The 16,461-nt window shown below is 70.8% G+C and carries 13 protein-coding genes and 1 tRNA gene; 10 read left to right on the top strand and 4 right to left on the bottom strand.

Annotated elements, in window-relative coordinates; translation table 11 throughout:
- Nucleotides 1-102: 102 nt before the first annotated feature.
- From AB0M26_RS18495 to AB0M26_RS18485, 3 genes are all read left to right on the top strand, one after another.
- Entirely contained in the window at nucleotides 103-645 is a 543-nt protein-coding gene (locus tag AB0M26_RS18495) for a UTRA domain-containing protein (RefSeq protein ID WP_365262013.1), read from the top strand.
- Nucleotides 642-1,418, top strand: coding sequence for a GntR family transcriptional regulator (locus tag AB0M26_RS18490; protein WP_365262010.1), 777 nt, complete (start codon nucleotides 642-644; stop codon nucleotides 1,416-1,418). Before AB0M26_RS18495 ends, AB0M26_RS18490 begins: the two co-directional genes overlap by 4 nt.
- 534 nt (nucleotides 1,419-1,952) lie before the next feature.
- On the top strand, nucleotides 1,953-3,437 hold the full coding sequence (locus AB0M26_RS18485) for a sugar transferase (RefSeq protein ID WP_365262007.1): 1,485 nt from the start codon (nucleotides 1,953-1,955) through the stop codon (nucleotides 3,435-3,437).
- Between the two features lie 481 nt (nucleotides 3,438-3,918).
- On the opposite strand, the gene AB0M26_RS18480 is transcribed toward AB0M26_RS18485, so the two are convergent.
- Nucleotides 3,919-4,884 (bottom strand): GDP-L-fucose synthase, encoded by a 966-nt coding sequence (locus AB0M26_RS18480; RefSeq protein ID WP_365262004.1) that lies wholly within the window; start codon nucleotides 4,882-4,884, stop codon nucleotides 3,919-3,921.
- A gap of 124 nt (nucleotides 4,885-5,008) precedes the next feature.
- On the opposite strand from AB0M26_RS18480, the gene gmd reads away from it, so the two are divergent.
- The 4 genes from gmd to AB0M26_RS18460 all read left to right on the top strand — a co-directional run bounded on the left by gmd (nucleotide 5,009) and on the right by AB0M26_RS18460 (nucleotide 9,736).
- On the top strand, nucleotides 5,009-6,022 hold the full coding sequence (gmd, locus tag AB0M26_RS18475) for a GDP-mannose 4,6-dehydratase (protein ID WP_365262001.1): 1,014 nt from the start codon (nucleotides 5,009-5,011) through the stop codon (nucleotides 6,020-6,022).
- Between the two features lie 200 nt (nucleotides 6,023-6,222).
- Entirely contained in the window at nucleotides 6,223-8,382 is a 2,160-nt protein-coding gene (locus AB0M26_RS18470; RefSeq protein ID WP_365261998.1) for a LamG-like jellyroll fold domain-containing protein, read from the top strand.
- Nucleotides 8,379-8,888 carry a hypothetical protein gene (locus tag AB0M26_RS18465; protein ID WP_365261995.1) on the top strand — a complete coding sequence of 170 codons (510 nt, stop codon included), beginning with the start codon at nucleotides 8,379-8,381 and terminating at the stop codon, nucleotides 8,886-8,888. The genes AB0M26_RS18470 and AB0M26_RS18465 overlap by 4 nt, the downstream gene beginning before the upstream one ends.
- Entirely contained in the window at nucleotides 8,885-9,736 is an 852-nt protein-coding gene (locus AB0M26_RS18460) for a glycosyltransferase family 2 protein (RefSeq protein ID WP_365261992.1), read from the top strand. The genes AB0M26_RS18465 and AB0M26_RS18460 overlap by 4 nt, the downstream gene beginning before the upstream one ends.
- Nucleotides 9,737-10,173: 437 nt before the next feature.
- On the opposite strand, the gene AB0M26_RS18455 is transcribed toward AB0M26_RS18460, so the two are convergent.
- Nucleotides 10,174-11,325 carry a glycosyltransferase gene (locus AB0M26_RS18455; protein WP_365261989.1) on the bottom strand — a complete coding sequence of 384 codons (1,152 nt, stop codon included), beginning with the start codon at nucleotides 11,323-11,325 and terminating at the stop codon, nucleotides 10,174-10,176.
- Nucleotides 11,326-11,486: 161 nt separating this feature from the next.
- On the opposite strand from AB0M26_RS18455, the gene AB0M26_RS18450 reads away from it, so the two are divergent.
- Nucleotides 11,487-13,046, top strand: coding sequence for a hypothetical protein (locus AB0M26_RS18450; protein ID WP_365261986.1), 1,560 nt, complete (start codon nucleotides 11,487-11,489; stop codon nucleotides 13,044-13,046).
- 37 nt (nucleotides 13,047-13,083) lie between these two features.
- Here AB0M26_RS18450 and AB0M26_RS18445 read toward each other — a convergent pair whose 3' ends face one another.
- Nucleotides 13,084-13,635 carry a hemerythrin domain-containing protein gene (locus AB0M26_RS18445; protein ID WP_365261983.1) on the bottom strand — a complete coding sequence of 184 codons (552 nt, stop codon included), beginning with the start codon at nucleotides 13,633-13,635 and terminating at the stop codon, nucleotides 13,084-13,086.
- A 107-nt stretch (nucleotides 13,636-13,742) separates the two neighbouring features.
- On the opposite strand from AB0M26_RS18445, the gene AB0M26_RS18440 reads away from it, so the two are divergent.
- Together AB0M26_RS18440 and AB0M26_RS18435 are read left to right on the top strand one after the other, a co-directional pair.
- Nucleotides 13,743-14,183, top strand: a complete 441-nt coding sequence (locus AB0M26_RS18440; RefSeq protein WP_365261980.1) for a MarR family winged helix-turn-helix transcriptional regulator — start codon at nucleotides 13,743-13,745, stop codon at nucleotides 14,181-14,183.
- Between the two features lie 578 nt (nucleotides 14,184-14,761).
- Nucleotides 14,762-14,839 (top strand) — tRNA-Trp (locus AB0M26_RS18435).
- Between the two features lie 57 nt (nucleotides 14,840-14,896).
- On the opposite strand, the gene AB0M26_RS18430 is transcribed toward AB0M26_RS18435, so the two are convergent.
- A complete protein-coding gene (locus AB0M26_RS18430) occupies nucleotides 14,897-16,225 on the bottom strand; it encodes a hypothetical protein (protein ID WP_365261977.1) in 1,329 nt (442 codons plus the stop codon).
- Nucleotides 16,226-16,461 lie beyond the last annotated feature (236 nt).

The following is a 16,461-nucleotide window of genomic DNA, read 5'->3' as shown; positions in this document are numbered from 1 at the left end:
GCAGCAAGGCTGGCACCGGGGAGATAGGGCTCGCGGGAAGCGCGTCGCTTACCGTGTAAAGCAGCAAGGCTGGAAGATCATCGGCCTGTACCGGAGGACGACGTGGGCGAGAGCGAGTGGGTCAGTACCTCGATGCCGTATGTCCGGCCTCGCGAGAAGCCGGGGGCCGACCCGTGGAGCACAGAGACTGCCGCGAAGGGACGTCGGGGAACGCAGCGGATCGTCCACGCCGGGGAGGTGTCTCCGCCGGACGAGATCGTGGAGTTGCTCGGTCTGCCGGACGGGGAGGATGTCGTCGTACGCCGACGCGTCATGTATCTCGACGACGAGCCATGCGAGTTGACCGATACGTACTATCCGATCCGCATCGCCCGCGGCACACCTCTGGCCGGGACTGCAAGGGTCCCCGGCGGCACAGTCTCGCTGCTGGCCGAGCTCGGGCACCGTGGAGTCCGCCTCCGCGAGGACGTCATCGCCCGGCTGCCGAACACGGATGAGGCGAAGACGCTGGGGATCGAGGAGACGGAACCCGTGCTCCAGCTCACGCGCCTCACGCTGGACCACGAAGATCGAACGATTCAGGTCGACATCATGAGCATGCCCTCGCAGCGGCAGGGCCTGCGCTACGAACTCAGGATCGGATGACCGTGCCCAAGCCCGAAGCGGACGATGCCGACCGCCGCGCGCTGCATGAGCGCATCGCGGCCGATCTGCGCGACGAGATCATGAGCGGTGACCTGCCTCCGGGCGGCAAACTGCCGTCCACCACACAGCTCAAGGAGCGGTTCGTCGCCTCCAACGCGACCGTGCAGAAGTCGCTCCAACTCCTCAAGGACGAAGGGCTCGTGGTCGGTCGTGCCGGGGCGGCCGTCACCGTGCGCGAGCATCGCCAGCGAACCATGCGGCCCGCGTCATACATGGCGCCGGCGGCCTCCGATGAGCCGTACCGTTGGCTCACCGAGGCCAGGCGGCACGGCCATCCGCGGAGCAGACTTCTCGACGTGGCGGAGACCAGGCCCCCCGCCGACGTCGGCGCCGCCCTGGGGCTCGGCGAGGGCGACAGAGCCCTGCTCCGCTGCCAGCTACTCACCATCGACGACGAACCGGTCGAACTCGTTCACTCCTACTACCCGTTGGAGATCGTCCGAGGAACGGCGGTCATGGAGCGGCGTCGTATCAAAGGCGGCACTCCGACGCTGCTCGCCGAGCTCGGGCACCCGCCGCGGCTCAGCGTCGACAGGGTGTCCGCGCGCGTACCCACGCGGGAGCAGTACACCGCGCTCCGCCTGTCGAGCAGCCTCCCGGTCCTCCGCACCCTCCGGATCGTCTACAGCGACGACGAACGGCCCATCGAAGCAACGGTGATGGCCAAGGCGGGCCACCTCTACGAGGTGCAGTACGAGATCACACCCGAGTGACACTATTCGGCCGGTCGAGGGCCGCGAACAGCGCCAGCCATTGGTCCGGGGTCACAGGACCCTCGAACCGCGGGAGGGCGGGGCGGGAGGAGCATGACGCGGCGTACTGGGCTAAGTTCACGCCCCGACTGTTTTTGGCCCTTTTCGAAAGTTCGAAAGCTGGAAACCCGGCTGGCGGTCGGGCGGAGGCCGAGTCGCCACGCACGGGACACCAATCGCGGAGGGACCGGACCACGCCCCGGCCGCCGAGGCGGCCGGGCCCGGTCCGCGCCAGCGGTCGCGCTCCCTCCGCATGCGCGCCCGCGGCCCTGCCCCACCGCTGCGTTAGCAGACGACGCCAGCCCGTAACAAGGATCGCGAATCAGCCGTCTCGCCAGGTGAACCGGTGGAATATCACGCAGCAAAAACCGGCAAACCCCGGCGGACGCCCAGCGGATTGCCATACCGTCACAGGAACTTGCGTACCGGTGGTCACTTGGGGAAGTGATCGGTGCGCTTTTCGGTCGCGAGGTGCCAGGGGGGTCCATGCGGCGTATGGGTATGTCCTATTCAGGATCAGGGGCGGGGGGCCTCAGACCCGTAACGGCGGAGCACAGTGCTCCGCTCGGGGTCGGACGCCGTGACAAAGCGCGGTGGTATCTGCCCATCGCGCTCGCCACGGACGTGCTGGGCATCGGCGCGCCCGTGCTCGTTCTCTTCGATGTCACAAGCCAGCCGCACCCGTTGCTGGCCGGGCTCGTCGCCACGGCCGTCTGGCTGTGCGTACGGGCGTCCCACCGCCGTTACACCGCCCAGGCGCTGGGCGAATCGCGCGGTGTCCTTCCCGTGTTCCGCGACTGGCTGACGCTGCTCGGGGTGCTCGCCGTCGCCAGAGTGGCCGTCGGGGAGAGCTCCGAACCGGCGCTGGCCCTGCTCGCCCTGTCGGCGACGCTCCCGGCGACCGTCGTGTGCCGCAAGGCCACGCACCGCCATCTGACAGCGCTGCGGCGCGAGGCGCAGGCGGTGCACCGTGTGCTGGTGATCGGCGAGCCGGGTGCGGCGGACGAGGTGGTCGAGCATCTGGCGGCCCGGACCGACCACGCCTATGTGGTCGTCGGCGTCGTCCCCGTCGGCGAGGGGACGCTGACGTCCGGGGTGCCCGCGCTCGCGCGGCTCGGCTCGGCACCGCCCTCGACACAGGACGAGGACCGGATCCCGGTCCTGGCCGCCACCGAGCAACTGGGCGCGGAATTGGTCCTGGTGGCTCCGGGCCCGCGGCTCAGTGGCGAGCGGCTCCGGGGGCTCTCCTGGGCACTGCACGACGCCGGGCTGCCCCTGGCCGTCTCTCCAGGACTGACGGACGTGGCGATGCGGCGCATCCAGACCGCGACCGTCGCCGGACTGTCGCTGCTGCACGTCGCGGCGCCCACGCGGCGCGGACCGCATCTTGTGGCGAAGGCGATGCTCGACCGGGCTGGTGCCGCGCTGGGAATGCTGCTGCTGGCCCCGGTGTACGCGCTGCTGGCGCTGGCCATCCGGCTCGACTCGGCGGGTCCCGTGCTGCACCGGCAGACCCGGATCGGGCTGGACGGCGCCCCGTTCACCATGTGGAAGTTCCGCACGATGGTGGCGGACGCCGAGCAGCGCCGGGCGGAGCTGACGTCGGCCAACGAGCAGGACGGTCCGCTGTTCAAGATGCGGCGCGACCCTCGCGTCACACGTATCGGCCGCTGGCTGCGGCGCAGTTCGCTCGATGAACTGCCACAGCTCGTCAATGTGCTGCGCGGTGAGATGTCACTGGTCGGGCCACGGCCGCCGCTGCCCGACGAGGTGGCTCAGTACGACGAGGTGGCGGCTCGTCGGCTGACCGTGAAGCCCGGGCTGACCGGGCTCTGGCAGATCAGCGGCCGCTCGGACCTGTCCTGGGACGAGACCGTCGCACTGGATCTGCGCTACGCGGACAACTGGTCGATAGGCGGCGATTTCGATGTCATAGCCCGTACGTTCCGGGCGGTCGTCGACGGCCGCGGAGCCTACTGAGGTGGCCATGCCCCGGCCCGGCAGCCCGATCGGGCCGCCGCGGGACGGTCGCGCCCGGGTCGCACCGGCCGGCGCCTCGCTGCCGCGGCGGGTGGAGCACTCCCGCCACGGCAGTGGCGACGGGCCGTCGCACGGCGCATCGGCGACGCAGCGCCGCGGCGCGTCATCGTGGGCGGGCGCTCCGTTCACGGCACCCAACGGCGGCCCGTCGCAGGGCGGTTGCGCGCGGCGTCCCGCGGCCGCGCCGCGTGCCGCAGCGCCCCGGCCGGGTGCAACGGCGACCGCCCAGGCGGCGGCCACCCGCGCCTCCGCCCCGGCCCCGGCCGCGCCTGCCGCCGGTACCGCGACCACGCCTGCCCGGGCGCCCCGGCCGGGCGCAACAGCGACCGCCCATGCGGCGGCCACCCGGGCCACCACCACGGCCCCGGCCGCGCCTGCCCGCTCCGCGGCGGCCGCGCCGGACTGCGGTGCGGACACCGCGTCAGCGGGCGGTCTGCGCCCGCCAGTCGGCGTAGACCGCGGCGATCCCGTCGCGCAACGCGATCCGCGGCTTCCAGCCGAGCGACGCCATCCGCGAGATGTCCAGCAGCTTGCGCGGGGTGCCGTCCGGCTTGGTCGTGTCGAAGGCGATGCGGCCCGTGTAGCCGGTCACCTCGCGTACGGTCTCGGCCAGTTCGCGGATCGTCAGGTCCTCCCCGCAGCCGACGTTGACCGGCTCGTCGCCGTCGTAGCCGCGCAGCAGCAGCGTGCAGGCGGCGGCCAGGTCGTCCACGTGCAGGAACTCGCGGCGCGGGGTGCCGCTGCCCCACAGCACGACCTCCTCCGCCCCGTCCCGCTTCGCCTCGTGGAAGCGGCGGATGAGCGCGGGCAGCACGTGCGAGGTCTCGAGGTCGAAGTTGTCCCCGGGCCCGTAGAGATTGGTGGGCATCGCGGAGATGTACGAAGCACCGTACTGCCGCCGGTAGGACTGCACCTGGACGATGCCCGCGATCTTGGCGATGGCGTACGGCTCGTTGGTCGGTTCCAGCGGCCCGGTCAGCAGTGCCTCCTCGCGGATGGGCTGCGGGGCCAGCTTGGGGTAGATGCAGGAGGAGCCGAGGAAGAGCAGCCGGCCGACGCCCGCGGCGTACGACCCCGCGATCACACCGAGCTGGATGCGCAGGTTCTCCTCGATGAACTGGACCGGGCTGGTGCTGTTGGCCAGGATGCCGCCGACCCTGGCGGCGGCCAGGACGACGGCGTCCGGGCGGAGGTCCTTCAGAAAGGTCTCGGTCCGGGCCGCGTCGAGCAGATCGAGTTCGGCACGGCTGCGGGTGATCACCTCGTGTCCCTCGGACACAAGGCGACGGGCGATGGCGGATCCGACCAGGCCGCGGTGGCCCGCCACGAATATCCGGGCCCGGTCCGGCAGCAGCCGGCCGGTCCCCGGAGAGGTCTCGGCAGTCATGCACCGGATTGTGCCAGCGAGGGGCGCCCGTCATGGGGCGAATTTCATGATGCGTAAGAAACCGCAGCAATTCCCAGTGAACCAGGGCCGGTCGGCCCGTACCGACAGGGGGGGAACCCACACCATGCAGAAGACCGCGCTGATCACAGGGATCACGGGCCAGGACGGCTCGTATCTCGCCGAGCTGCTGCTGTCGAAGGGCTATACCGTGCACGGTCTGCTGCGCCGGTCCTCCACCTTCAACACCGAACGCCTCGACCACATCTACCAGGGACCGCAGGAGCCCGACCGGAGACTGGTCCTGCACCACGCCGACCTGTCCGACGGGGTGGCCCTGGTGAACCTGCTCCGCGAGCTGCGTCCCGACGAGGTCTACAACCTCGGCGCCCAGTCCCACGTCCGGGTCTCCTTCGACGCCCCGCTCTACACCGGCGACGTGACCGGCATGGGCTCCCTGCGGCTGCTGGAGGCGATACGGGCGAGCGGCATCGACACCCGCATCTACCAGGCCTCGTCCTCGGAGATGTTCGGTGCGACCCCGCCCCCGCAGAACGAGAAGACCCCGTTCCACCCGCGCAGCCCGTACGGATGCGCCAAGGTCTTCGGCTACTGGACGACGGTGAACTACCGCGAGGCGTACGGCCTCTTCGCGGTCAACGGCATCCTCTTCAACCACGAGTCCCCCCGGCGCGGCGAGACCTTTGTGACCCGCAAGATCACCCGCGCGGTGGCCCGTATCAAGGCGGGCCTGCAGGACCGCCTCTACCTCGGCAACCTCGATGCCGTACGGGACTGGGGCTACGCGCCCGAGTACGTCGAGGCCATGTGGCTGATGCTGCAGCGCGACGAGCCGGACGACTACGTGGTGGCCACGGGTGAGGCGGGCACCGTGCGGGACTTCCTTGAGACGGCCTTCGCCGCGGCCGGTCTCGACTGGGCCGAATTCGTGCGCTTCGACCCCAAGTACGAACGTCCCAGCGAGGTGGACGCACTCATCGGGGACGCCTCCAAGGCGGAGTCCCTGCTGAGCTGGAAGCCGGAGGTCAAGTGGCCGGAGCTGGCACGCATCATGGTGGATGCGGATGTGTCACGGCTTGATGCGGAGTTGTCCGGTACAGCCATTCGTATCGATCGATGACATACCAACTCGCAAAGTACAGGCACCATTTTGGCCAAGACGGTTACAGAGGGATGAGCGGCGGCCTAACCTGCGGTCCACAAGGCGGCCGCCCCGGCCGCCGGGAAAAACCGCAGGGGCCAGGGGGGCACATGCGCAAAGTGGGGGTTTACACGGCTGTTCTGTCGATGGCAGCCGCGTCCGTGGTCGGGGTGGGGGTGATGTCGGCACGGAAAGTGGCGGCGGTCACCCCACCCGTGGGAATCACGGCCGACGATCTGCCGACCTGGCAGACGAACGGCATCGTCTGGGCGATGGCGGAAGCCGGCGGAGTCGTCTTCGCGGGGGGCACGTTCTCATCCGTCAGACCGCCGGACGCCCCGGCGGGCACGGGTGAACAGCAGGCGGTCAACTTCGTCGCGCTCGACGCGGCGACGGGCGCGCCGACGTCCTGCAAGCTGTCGTTCACCATCGGCTCGGGCACGGCGACGGTACGCGCCCTCGCCGTCTCGCCGGACGGCAAGACGCTGTATGCGGGTGGCCAGTTCGGCGCGGTCAACGGCGTGGGCATGAGCAATGTGGCCGCGATCGACATCGCGAGCTGCACGCCCAAGCCGTCGTTCAAGGTGGCCGCGAGCGCGACCGTACGCGCCCTGGCCGCGACCGACGACGCCGTCTATATGGGCGGGGACTTCACCTCGCTGGAGGGCCAGAGCAGGCAGTACTTCGGAGCGGTCAACACCGGCGGTGACCTGCTGCCGTGGAAGGCCGACGCCGACGAGCCCGGCCGGGCCGTCGAGGTCACACCGGACGGCTCCAAGGTGCTGCTGGGCGGTGACTTCTTCACCGTCAACGGCACGAACTCGCACGCCCTGGCCGTGGCGAACGCCTCCACGGGCGCCCTGGTCAAGGCATACGGAGGCGGCTTCATTCCGACCTCCTCGGTCGTCAAGGACATCACCACCGACGCGACCGGCTTCTACACCGGCAACGAGGGCACGGGCGGCGGCGTCTTCGACGGCCGGATCGCCGTGAACCTCAGTGACCTGAACCAGCGCTGGCGGGACACCTGCCTGGGCGCCACCCAGGCGGTCGAGGTCCACGAGAGCGTGCTGTACTCCGGCTCGCACGCCCACGACTGCAGCAGCATGGGCGAGTTCCCCAACCAGCGGCGCAAGCATCTGCTGGCGGAGTCGGTCGACGACCCGACGCTGCTGGGCTGGTTCCCGGACACCAATGACGGGCTGGGCGAGCAGATCGGGCCGCGTGTGATGGCCACCGCGTCCAAGGGCGGGACCGATTACCTGTGGGTGGGCGGTGAGTTCACCACCGTCAACGGCTCCGGGCAGCAGGGCCTCACCCGCTTCGCCGGCGCCCCGGACACCGGCGCCCCGTCGGTGCCGCTGGTCAACGCCTCCAGCACCGAGCCCGGCCAGGTCGACGTGCGCTGGCAGTCCAGCCTGGACCTGGACGACAGCAAGCTGACCTACCGCGTCTACAAGAACGGCTCGTCGACGCCGGTTCACACGGTCGGCGGCTCGTCCCTGCCCTGGGTGCGCCCGCAGCTCACCTTCACCGACACGGACGTGACACCGGGCTCGACGTACACCTACCGGATCACGGCGAGCGACGGCACCAACACCAGCGCCAAGTCGGCCACGCAGACGGTGACGGTCGCGGCGAGCGCCGAGGCCTACCCAGCACGGGTGAAGGCCGACGGGGCGACGCTGTACTGGCGCTATGACGAGGCCGGCGGACAGTTCGCCGCCGACGACTCGGGCACGAACAACAGCGGTGTGCACCGCAACGCGCCGTCCTACCGGGCGACGCCGGCCGCGGTGCCCGGAGGCAGTACGGCCGTCGGCTACAACGGCATCGACGAGTACACCTACAGCGACCGAAAGCACAGCCGGCCGGCCTCGTACTCGATCGAGACCTGGTTCAAGACCACGACGACGCAGGGCGGCAAGCTCGTCGGCTTCGGCAACCGCACCCAGGAGGCAAGCTCCACCTACGACAAGCATCTGTACATGACCAATGACGGCCGGATCGTCTTCGGGGTCACGAGCAGCTTCGCCCGCACCATCAACACCGGTGCAGGCCTCAACGACGGCAGGTGGCACCACGTCGTGGCGACCCAGGGTTCCAGCGGGATGCGGCTGTACGTGGACGGGACGCTGCGCGCCAGCAATCTGCTGGTGACGAGCAGCGCCAACTACGACGGGTACTGGCACGTGGGCGGCGACGCCCTCAACTCCTCGTGGCCCTCCACGCCGACGAGCGACTACTTCGCCGGGCAGATCGACGAGACCGCGATCTACCCGGGCGTGCTGTCCGGCTCGCAGATCTCCGCGCACTACAACCTGAGGACGCGCCCGTGACGGGCCGTTCCCGGGCTGCCGTCGCCGCCGCCGTTCTCGCGGCGGCGGCGACGCTGCTGGCGGGATGCAGCGGCGACTCCGGCGGACAAACGAAGCAGGACACCTCCGCCGCGGCGGGGGCCACCGCGTCGCCCGGCGAGGAGGCGGGCGGGGAATCCGCCGGCTCCGCGGAGTCCGGCGACGGGAAGTCCGCCGCGGAGAAGGACCGGACCCCGCCCGGTCCCAAGGTGCCGGAGGACGAACTGGAGCCGGTCACCGGCTCGTTCACCAAGAAGGAGAAGGAGTACCTGGCCGACCGGGTGCCCAAGGGAACGGACCCCGCGGCCGTTCTGCAGGTGGGCCAGGAGACCTGCCAGCGGATCACCCGCACAGCGGAGCACGACCGCAAGGCGGCGATCAGCGCGATCCGCACCGGTGAGATCGCGAACGCCGAGTCCGCCATCACCCACCTGTGCCCGCAGCAGCGGCCGCTGCTGGAGGCCGCGAAGAAGGGAAGCAGCGGTTGAGCCGGAGCAGACCGCGCGCCGCGGGGAGGGTCGAGGGACGGCTCCCGATCGTCGTCGCGATCCCGACGAAGAACGAGGCCGAGAACATCGCGAGGACCGTCTCCTCGGTCATCGACCATGTCGAGGCAGTCGTCGTGGTCGACTCGGCGAGTACGGACGACACGTGCAAGATCGCGGCCGGACTGGGCGCCGAGATCGTGGAGTACGAGTGGGACGGCCGCTACCCGAAGAAGAAGCAGTGGTGCCTGGACCATGTCCATCCGGACGTCCCCTGGCTGCTCTTCCTCGACGGCGACGAGACACCGAGCCCCGAACTGCTGGAGGAGCTGCGGTACGTCTTCTCCCGCCCCCTGAAGGTCGCCGCGTTCGACATCCCGCTGGGGTACTGGTTCGCGGGCAAGCGCCTCCGCCACGGCTACACCATCGTCAAGAGGGCGCTGCTGGACCGCAGGCGCTGCCACTTCCCGGTGCTCGGCGACCTGGACGCACCGGGCATGGGTGAGCAGGAGGGGCACTACCAGCCGGTGGCCGAGTCGGTGTGGCGGCTCAACTCCCCGATCGAGCACGAGGACCTGGACCCGGTCCGCACCTGGTTCGAGCGGCACAACCGTTACTCGGACTGGGAGGCGTGGCTGGAGCACCATCCGGAGGTGAAGGAAGAAATCCGCACGGCCAAGACGCGGCAGGGGCAGCTCTTCCACAAGGCGCCGTTCAAACCGCTGGTGTCGTTCGCGTACGCCTACCTCTACAAGCGGGGCTTCCTGGACGGGCGGGCCGGGCTCGACTACGCACTGGCCATGTCCTTCTACCGCTGGCAGATCGCCCTGAAGGCACGGGAGGCGGGCTAGTACGAGAGCACGCAACGGTGTTCGTGGCGACGAGGTCACAGCTCTGACGGGCTGTGACCTCGTCGCATGCGCCGTCCGTGACGCCCTGGGGCGGTAGGCCGTCCAGGGAAAACGGTGGAGGGCGGTCGTGCCGAATCCGGCGGCGACGCCGCATCCGCGGGCGACCTGTTCACTCAGAACACGGCGCAGAAGGGGCGGCAGAACAACAACCTCCCACTTGCCGCTTCCGGATCGCGTTCGACCACCCAGCGCCTGCCGGTCGACCGCTCGGTCGCCGTCGACTGTCGTCTACGAGTGACCCGGCCGGCGAACGCCCCAGGCCGGTCACGGCGCGGTCGACCGGACCGGTGGAATCGGACCGAGCGGCCCGCCTCCCCGTCAGCCGGGGTGGCGGGCCGCTCGGGTCGCCACGCGTGTCGTCGCGCCTGTCCGGTGCCTCAGTGGTTGCCGATGACGCCCTCGTAGACGTCCTGGAGCGTGTCGACGACCTTCTCGATGGCGAACCGATCGCGGATCAGACGCCAGGCGGCGTCCGAGGCGTCCTCGCCGGCGGCGGGGTCCAGGAGTTCGAGGATGGCCTGGCCGACCAGCGGGCCATTGTCGGCGTCCGGGCGCGAGGCCACGACCCGTCCCGCGCCAGCCACTTCGACGTCCGGTGACAGCCCGCCGGTCTTCGTGACGACGACTGGCACGCCCACCGACATGGCCTCCAGGACGGACACGGCGAACGGCTCGACGACGGACGGCAGCACGTACACGTCCGAGCGGCGCAGTTGCTCCAGCACCTCGGCGTGGCCGAGCGCGCCCACGTAGTCGACGGCGTGGCCGACACCCAGGTCGTGGGCGAGTTCCATCATCGGGGCGGCCAGAGCGCCCGTGTCGGGGCCCGCAAGCACGAAGCGGGCCTCCGGGTACTTGGCCAGGACCGTGGGCATCGCCGAGATGAAGTCCTCGGGCCGCTTGCGGGCCTGGACGCGGGCGCAGTAGAGGACCGTCGGCGGGCGGTCGCCGTCGAACGCGGGCCTGCGCTCCTGGAGTTGGACGCCGTTGACGAGGCGGTGGCTGCCCCGCAGCCGGTCCGGGGCGATCACGGCCTCGACGCCCGCGCGCTCCATCTCGGTGAGGTACAGCGTCGTGTCCGCGCGGCGCAGCACGCGCCGCAGCCCGAGTGCGTCGACCACCTTCGCGACGCGCTTCTCGGTCGGGTCGATCATGCCGTGCGTCTGCAGGACGAGCGGCCGCCCGCATTGCAGCGCCACGAGCGCGAACGGCAGAGTGATCAGATCGCGCATCAGGTGGACGTGCACCACGTCCGCCCCCATGACCAGACGCCGTGCGCGCGCGAGCAGCGCGGGTGAGGTGATGCCGCTGACCTCGAACCGGGGCAGTACGTGCCGGGCCTGGAACACGTACGACGGGACCCCCTCGACGGTGTCGGGCAGTGGACCGTCGAACCCGTCGCCCAGTGTGGCGATCCGCGCGTCCACTCCGCGGGCCCGCAGGCCCTTGGAGAGGTTCAAGGCCACGCGCGTGGGCCCCCCGAAGTCGTTGGTCGGCGTGTGCAGCGTGACGACATGCAGAACCTTCACGGAATGTCCTCCCCCCGATGCTCCCCAGCATCGTCGGGTCAGCGTATCGGCGAAGGGCGGGGCGGTGAGGGCGGATCTTCCGATATGCCGTTCGATAGCGGTTCGCCCTCCTTAGACTGCATCGGGGCCGGGGGGCTTCGGGGTGAACGAGGTGGGGGGCCATGGCGGTCGACGTACGGAGTACGGATCCAGGCCGAGGCAGAGGCGGGAGCGGCGGGAGCGGCAGGAGCGGCAGGAGCGGCACGGACGATCCGGGTCCGGACGCCGCGTCCGCGCGGCGCGAGGTGCCGCCGGTCTCACCGCGCGCCGTGCTCTCGCGCGCGCTGGCCGTTCCCCTGGTGCTCGGCCTGGTCTTCTTCCTCCCCGTCCTGGTGGCCGTACAGCCCGGCCCGGGCGTGCGCGACGAGGCGTACTGGCTGCAACTCGTGCTCACCTGCTACGCGGGCGCCCGGCTCGCGGCGATGACGCTGACCGCCCGAAGGCGGCTGATCCAGGGCTCGTTCTGGCTGTTCGTATACGTGGCCCTGGGCGTGGCTCCGCTCGCGCAGGCCGTGCTGGGTCAGACGCCGACGCCCGTCGTCGGGACGCGCGGGGACGTGGTGCTGGCGGTGTCGCTCGGGCTGTGCGGCTGCGTCGCGTTCGACGTGGGCGTGCTCCTCGCCCGCCACCGGCCCGTCCTGCGCCCCCGCAGAAACCGGCGGACGGCTTCGGTCAGCCGCCGCCGGCTGTATCTGCTGGTCGCGGTGGCGTATGTGGCGAGCGCTCTGTTCGTGGTCAAACTTGGCGGCCCCGCGGTCTTCTTCAGCAGCCGGCAGGAGATCAGCGAGGGGATCCAGAGCAGCGGGGTCGGCGGGGGCGGAGAATCCCAGGTCGGCTCGGCGTTTCTGCGCGGCTTCGGGACGGTGCCCGCGCTATTGGCCTTCCTCTTCGTCACCCGCTGGCTGGTCACCTCCCGGCACGCGCGGCGGCGGCCGCTGGTGATCGCGATGTGGACGGGGCTGCTGGGGATCAACGTCCTGGTCAACAACCCCATATCCAATCCGCGTTACTGGTTCCTGACGGTGATGTTCTCGATCCTGTTCACGGCCTTTCCCCGGAGTCCGGTGATGTACCGGGCCGCGCTGGCCATGGGGGTGGTGGCCGCGCTGCTGCTGTTCCCGTTCATGGACCGGTTCCGCTACGACGACTCCGGCCACCGCCCGGTGGAGTCCACCTCGGTCCTGGACCCGCTGGTGCGCAAGGACTACGACCAGGTCGGCATGCTCGCCAACACCATCACCTTCGTCGACTCCGGCGTCGGGCACAGTTACGGCCGCCAGCTCACCGCCTCGACGTTCTTCTTCGTGCCGCGGTCGGTCTGGCACGGCAAACCCCTGGACTCGGGCGTCCGGGTCGGCCAGTGGATGGGGATGAGCAACACCAATCTCTCCTCACCCCTGTGGGCCGAACTCTGGCTGGACTTCGGCCCGGTGGGCATGACGGGCGGCTTCCTCGGCCTGGGCTATCTGTGCGCCCGCGGCGACCGCCGCTACACCGAGCGGACGCTGGACGACCCACGGCCGGGGAACGTGCTCGCGATCGTGATCCCTTTGATCGCGGGCTATGCCTTCATCCTGCTGCGGGGTCCGCTGCTCCAGGCGTCGGGCCGGGTGGGTATCGCGCTGCTGTGCCTTGCGCTGGTGACGACCTTCCGTTCGGGACCCAGGAAACTACTGCGCTGACGGCGTCGCTCCGACCGACTCCCACGCTCTCTTCGCGTTATGCGTGGGGCGCGATCTCCGCGCGCACGGAAGGCGGCAGGGCGAACAGCATCCGCCGCATGTCGAGGGCGCGCTCGTCGGGCGTACGGGAGTCGAGGAACGCCTGGAAGGCGGCGCCCAGTTCGTCGCCGCTGCAGTAGTTCCACAGCGCCGGCATCGCCACGGTCTCCTCGGCGTGCAGATGGGCCAGGTAGGCGCTGATCAGCTCGTTCAGGGAGAGATAGAGGCGGTGTTGCGCGTCGGGCCGCTCCTCGGCGGAGACGGCGGGCAGGGCGCGCGCGTGGACGTCGAGTTCGGCGAGTGCAGCGTCGAGCCGGACGTGTTCGGCGTCCAGGGCCTCGGCGACTTGGGGCGCCCGGTTGCGCAGCAGCGGGTGGATGAAGGTGTCCTCGTGGTCGGCGTGCTCGCGCAGTTCCTGTGTGATCTCCAGGCACTGCTCGGCCACGTCCTTCATGGCCTCGGGGTCGGCGGACCCGACGTCGACGGCGAGGGCGAACAGACGGGCCCGCTGGCCCTTGTGGACATTTCGGTAGAGGTCGATCTTCGGCATGGCTCCGCTTCCCTTCGTGCTGCATCACGAGTAAACTGACAACAGGTTTACAGAGCGACAATGACTTGTCAAATGAGGTGTTCATGGACGTCGAAGGAGAGGGCGCAATGGCAGACGAGATGGCACTCCTGGTGGCCGACATCTTCGAGGCGGCTGGTGCGCTGCGGAGGTCCGGAGAGTCGCTGGCCCGGGCCGAGGGGCTCACCCAGGCCCGGTGGCAGGTACTGAGCGTGGCGTCCGATGAGCCGGTCACCGTGGCCCGCGCCGCACGCCGCCTCGGCGTCACCCGGCAGAACGTCCAGCGCGTCGCCAACGACCTGGTGGCGCTCGGGCAGGCCGAGTACAGGTCCAACCCCGACCACCGCGGATCCCCGCTGCTGACCCTGACGCCAGGCGGGCGGGACTCGCTGGAGCGGATCAGGGACCGGGCGTCCGCGATACACCGCACACTCGGCGCCGAGCTGCCCGACGAGGAGATCCGCGAGGCGCGGTCGTTCATCCGCCGACTCCTCGCGGAGCTGGGGGCGTACGAGGCGCGGAATCCGTGAGAGCGCGGGCGCGACGGGCCGAGGTATGGAGCGAATCGCCAGGGTCGTCGCGGGAGCGGTGCAATCCGCGCGGGAGCGGTGCAATCCGCGCGGGGACGGCGGGAACCGCGCGGGGACGGCGGGATCCGCGCGGCGGGGGCGGCGGAACGAGGGCGCGGACGGGCCAGGGCCCGGGTCCGCGAGGACGGCTCAGGATGTGCCGGGACGACGGGGTGAGGCGCGGACAGAACGGCCGCGGAGCCGGGCACGCAGCGCCCGGGTGGCGACGGGCCCCAGGCCGTCGAGGACTTCGAGGAGCACACCGAACTGGTCGAGGGCGTCGAGCGCGGCACCCGCTCCCTGCGGATCGACCCGTCAAATTCTCGTACGGAAGCCCTCGTTGAGCGTCCGCGGACTCTTGCGCGTGCACACGGGCGGCGCGACGCACGGCGGAAGGGGGGCACTGCCGGAGGAACACGGCCTGCGGCTGGAGAAGTCGCCGCGTGCCCAGGGGCGCTCCCGGGAGGGGTCGCGAGACAGGGGGGGACGTGATTCCGTGGCGGCCGGTCGCACGCGGGATGTCAGGCTGGGGACATCGAGGGGGCGTAGCTCAGCCAGGCCAGAGCAGCGGATTCCAAACCCGTGAGGCGTAGGTTCGACTCCTGCCGCCCCTGCCATGCGCGTACGCCAACGGCCCCGTCTTCCGGGGGTGTTGCGATAGAACGGGGATGCCGTCAGGCGGAGGGCCGCGGGACTCCGTCGTCCGCCGCCGCTTTTCGTCGGCTCTCCGCAGGACCGTCCGCAACCGTCTCCGGGAGGCTGATCCCGGACGGCTCCGCGGGGCGTGGTGCATCGTCGCCCGCGGGCCGCGACGTATCGTCCGCCGCCGGTCGTTCACGTCGTACGGACGCGATGCGCAGCCACGCCGCGCACGCCTTGAGGCCGGAGCCGAGGCAAAGGCCCCAGGCCGCGCCGAGGACGCCGCCCAGCGCGTAGCCCACGAGGAGGCAACCCACTGACAGGAGGGAGAAGACCACTTGGATGGGGAGGGTCGCCCGGGGCCGGAGGACGCGGAGCGTCAGCAGCGCGCAGGTGCCGAGGGCGATGGCCGCGTACTGGCTGCCGGTCGCCGGGAGCAGCACGGAGGACGACGCCCAGGTGTCACCGAGGAGTTGGCGCCCCAGGCGATCGGGCAGAGCGAGGAGGACGAGGCCCCAGACGGCGGCGATCCCGGCCAGTGCGGCCGCCAGCCCGATGGTGGCGCGCACCTTGCGGGACGCGGACGGAAAGCGTCCGAGGATCGGCGGCCCGAAGGCGGTCGAGGCATTGAAGAGGACGTTCATCGGCCCGAAGAGGGTCGTCGCACCGCGGAGGGCGCCGACTGCCAAGGGGCTGGCGAACAAACCGAGTCCGACGATCGCCAGCTGGCTGGACGCGTTGCCGACCGCGAACTCCACCACGAAGCGCCTCCCCAGATGCCCGCAGCGCAGCAGGCCGCGCGGATCGCCGCGCAGACCGCGCAGGCGCGGGAAGAGCAGGGCTGCAGCCACGAGGAGCGCCGGCACGGCGGACAGTCCCCATACGGCCACCAGGCGTACGGGGCCCGCTCCTTGGGGTTGTACGGCGAGGGCCGGTACGACGGCGGCGAGCCGTACGAGGTCGGTGGCGAGGGCGAGGTGCGGCAGCCGGAGAGTGGAGAAGCAGTAGCGCATGCCGTCCTGGGTGAGCACCACGGGCAGCACGAGCCCCAGCGCGCACAGGCCGTGGGCGGTCCCGCCGGGGACGAACGCCAGCGCGGCGGCGGAGGCGAGGCCGATCGCGGTGGAGGCCGCGGCGGTGAAGCCGACCGCGGAGCGGCACGCCGCCCGTACGCCGTCCGCCGTGCCGCGTTCCAGGACGAGCGCCTGGCCGACGTAGGAGACGGAGAGTCCGAGCAGCACAGTGAAGACGGTGTAGACGACGGAGAAGGCGGAGAATCCGGCGGCGGTGGAGAGCCTCGCGGCCACGATGAGGACGACGATGTTCGTCAGCGCGGCGACGCCCTGGTCGGCGACGGAGGCCACGACGGCGAGCCGCGTCCCGAGCCCCCCGTCGCGCGACTCCCCGTCACCCCCGGACTCCTCGGCCTCCCGGCCGTCGCGCCGTTCCCCAGGGCAAGCGCCTTCGGCCCCGCCGCATCCCTCGGTGTCCCCACCACCCGGACGCGTGCTCGCCGTGTCCCCGCGGCCCGGGTTCCGGTCGGCGTTCCGGCGGGCGGCTCCCCAACGGGCGTCTGCCTCGCCGGATTCCCGGCGGAACG

Origin of the sequence: Streptomyces sp. NPDC051776 (assembly GCF_040681345.1) — a bacterium.
In the GTDB taxonomy this organism is placed as follows: domain Bacteria; phylum Actinomycetota; class Actinomycetes; order Streptomycetales; family Streptomycetaceae; genus Streptomyces.
This window is presented reverse-complemented; position numbering and strand designations above follow the sequence as displayed.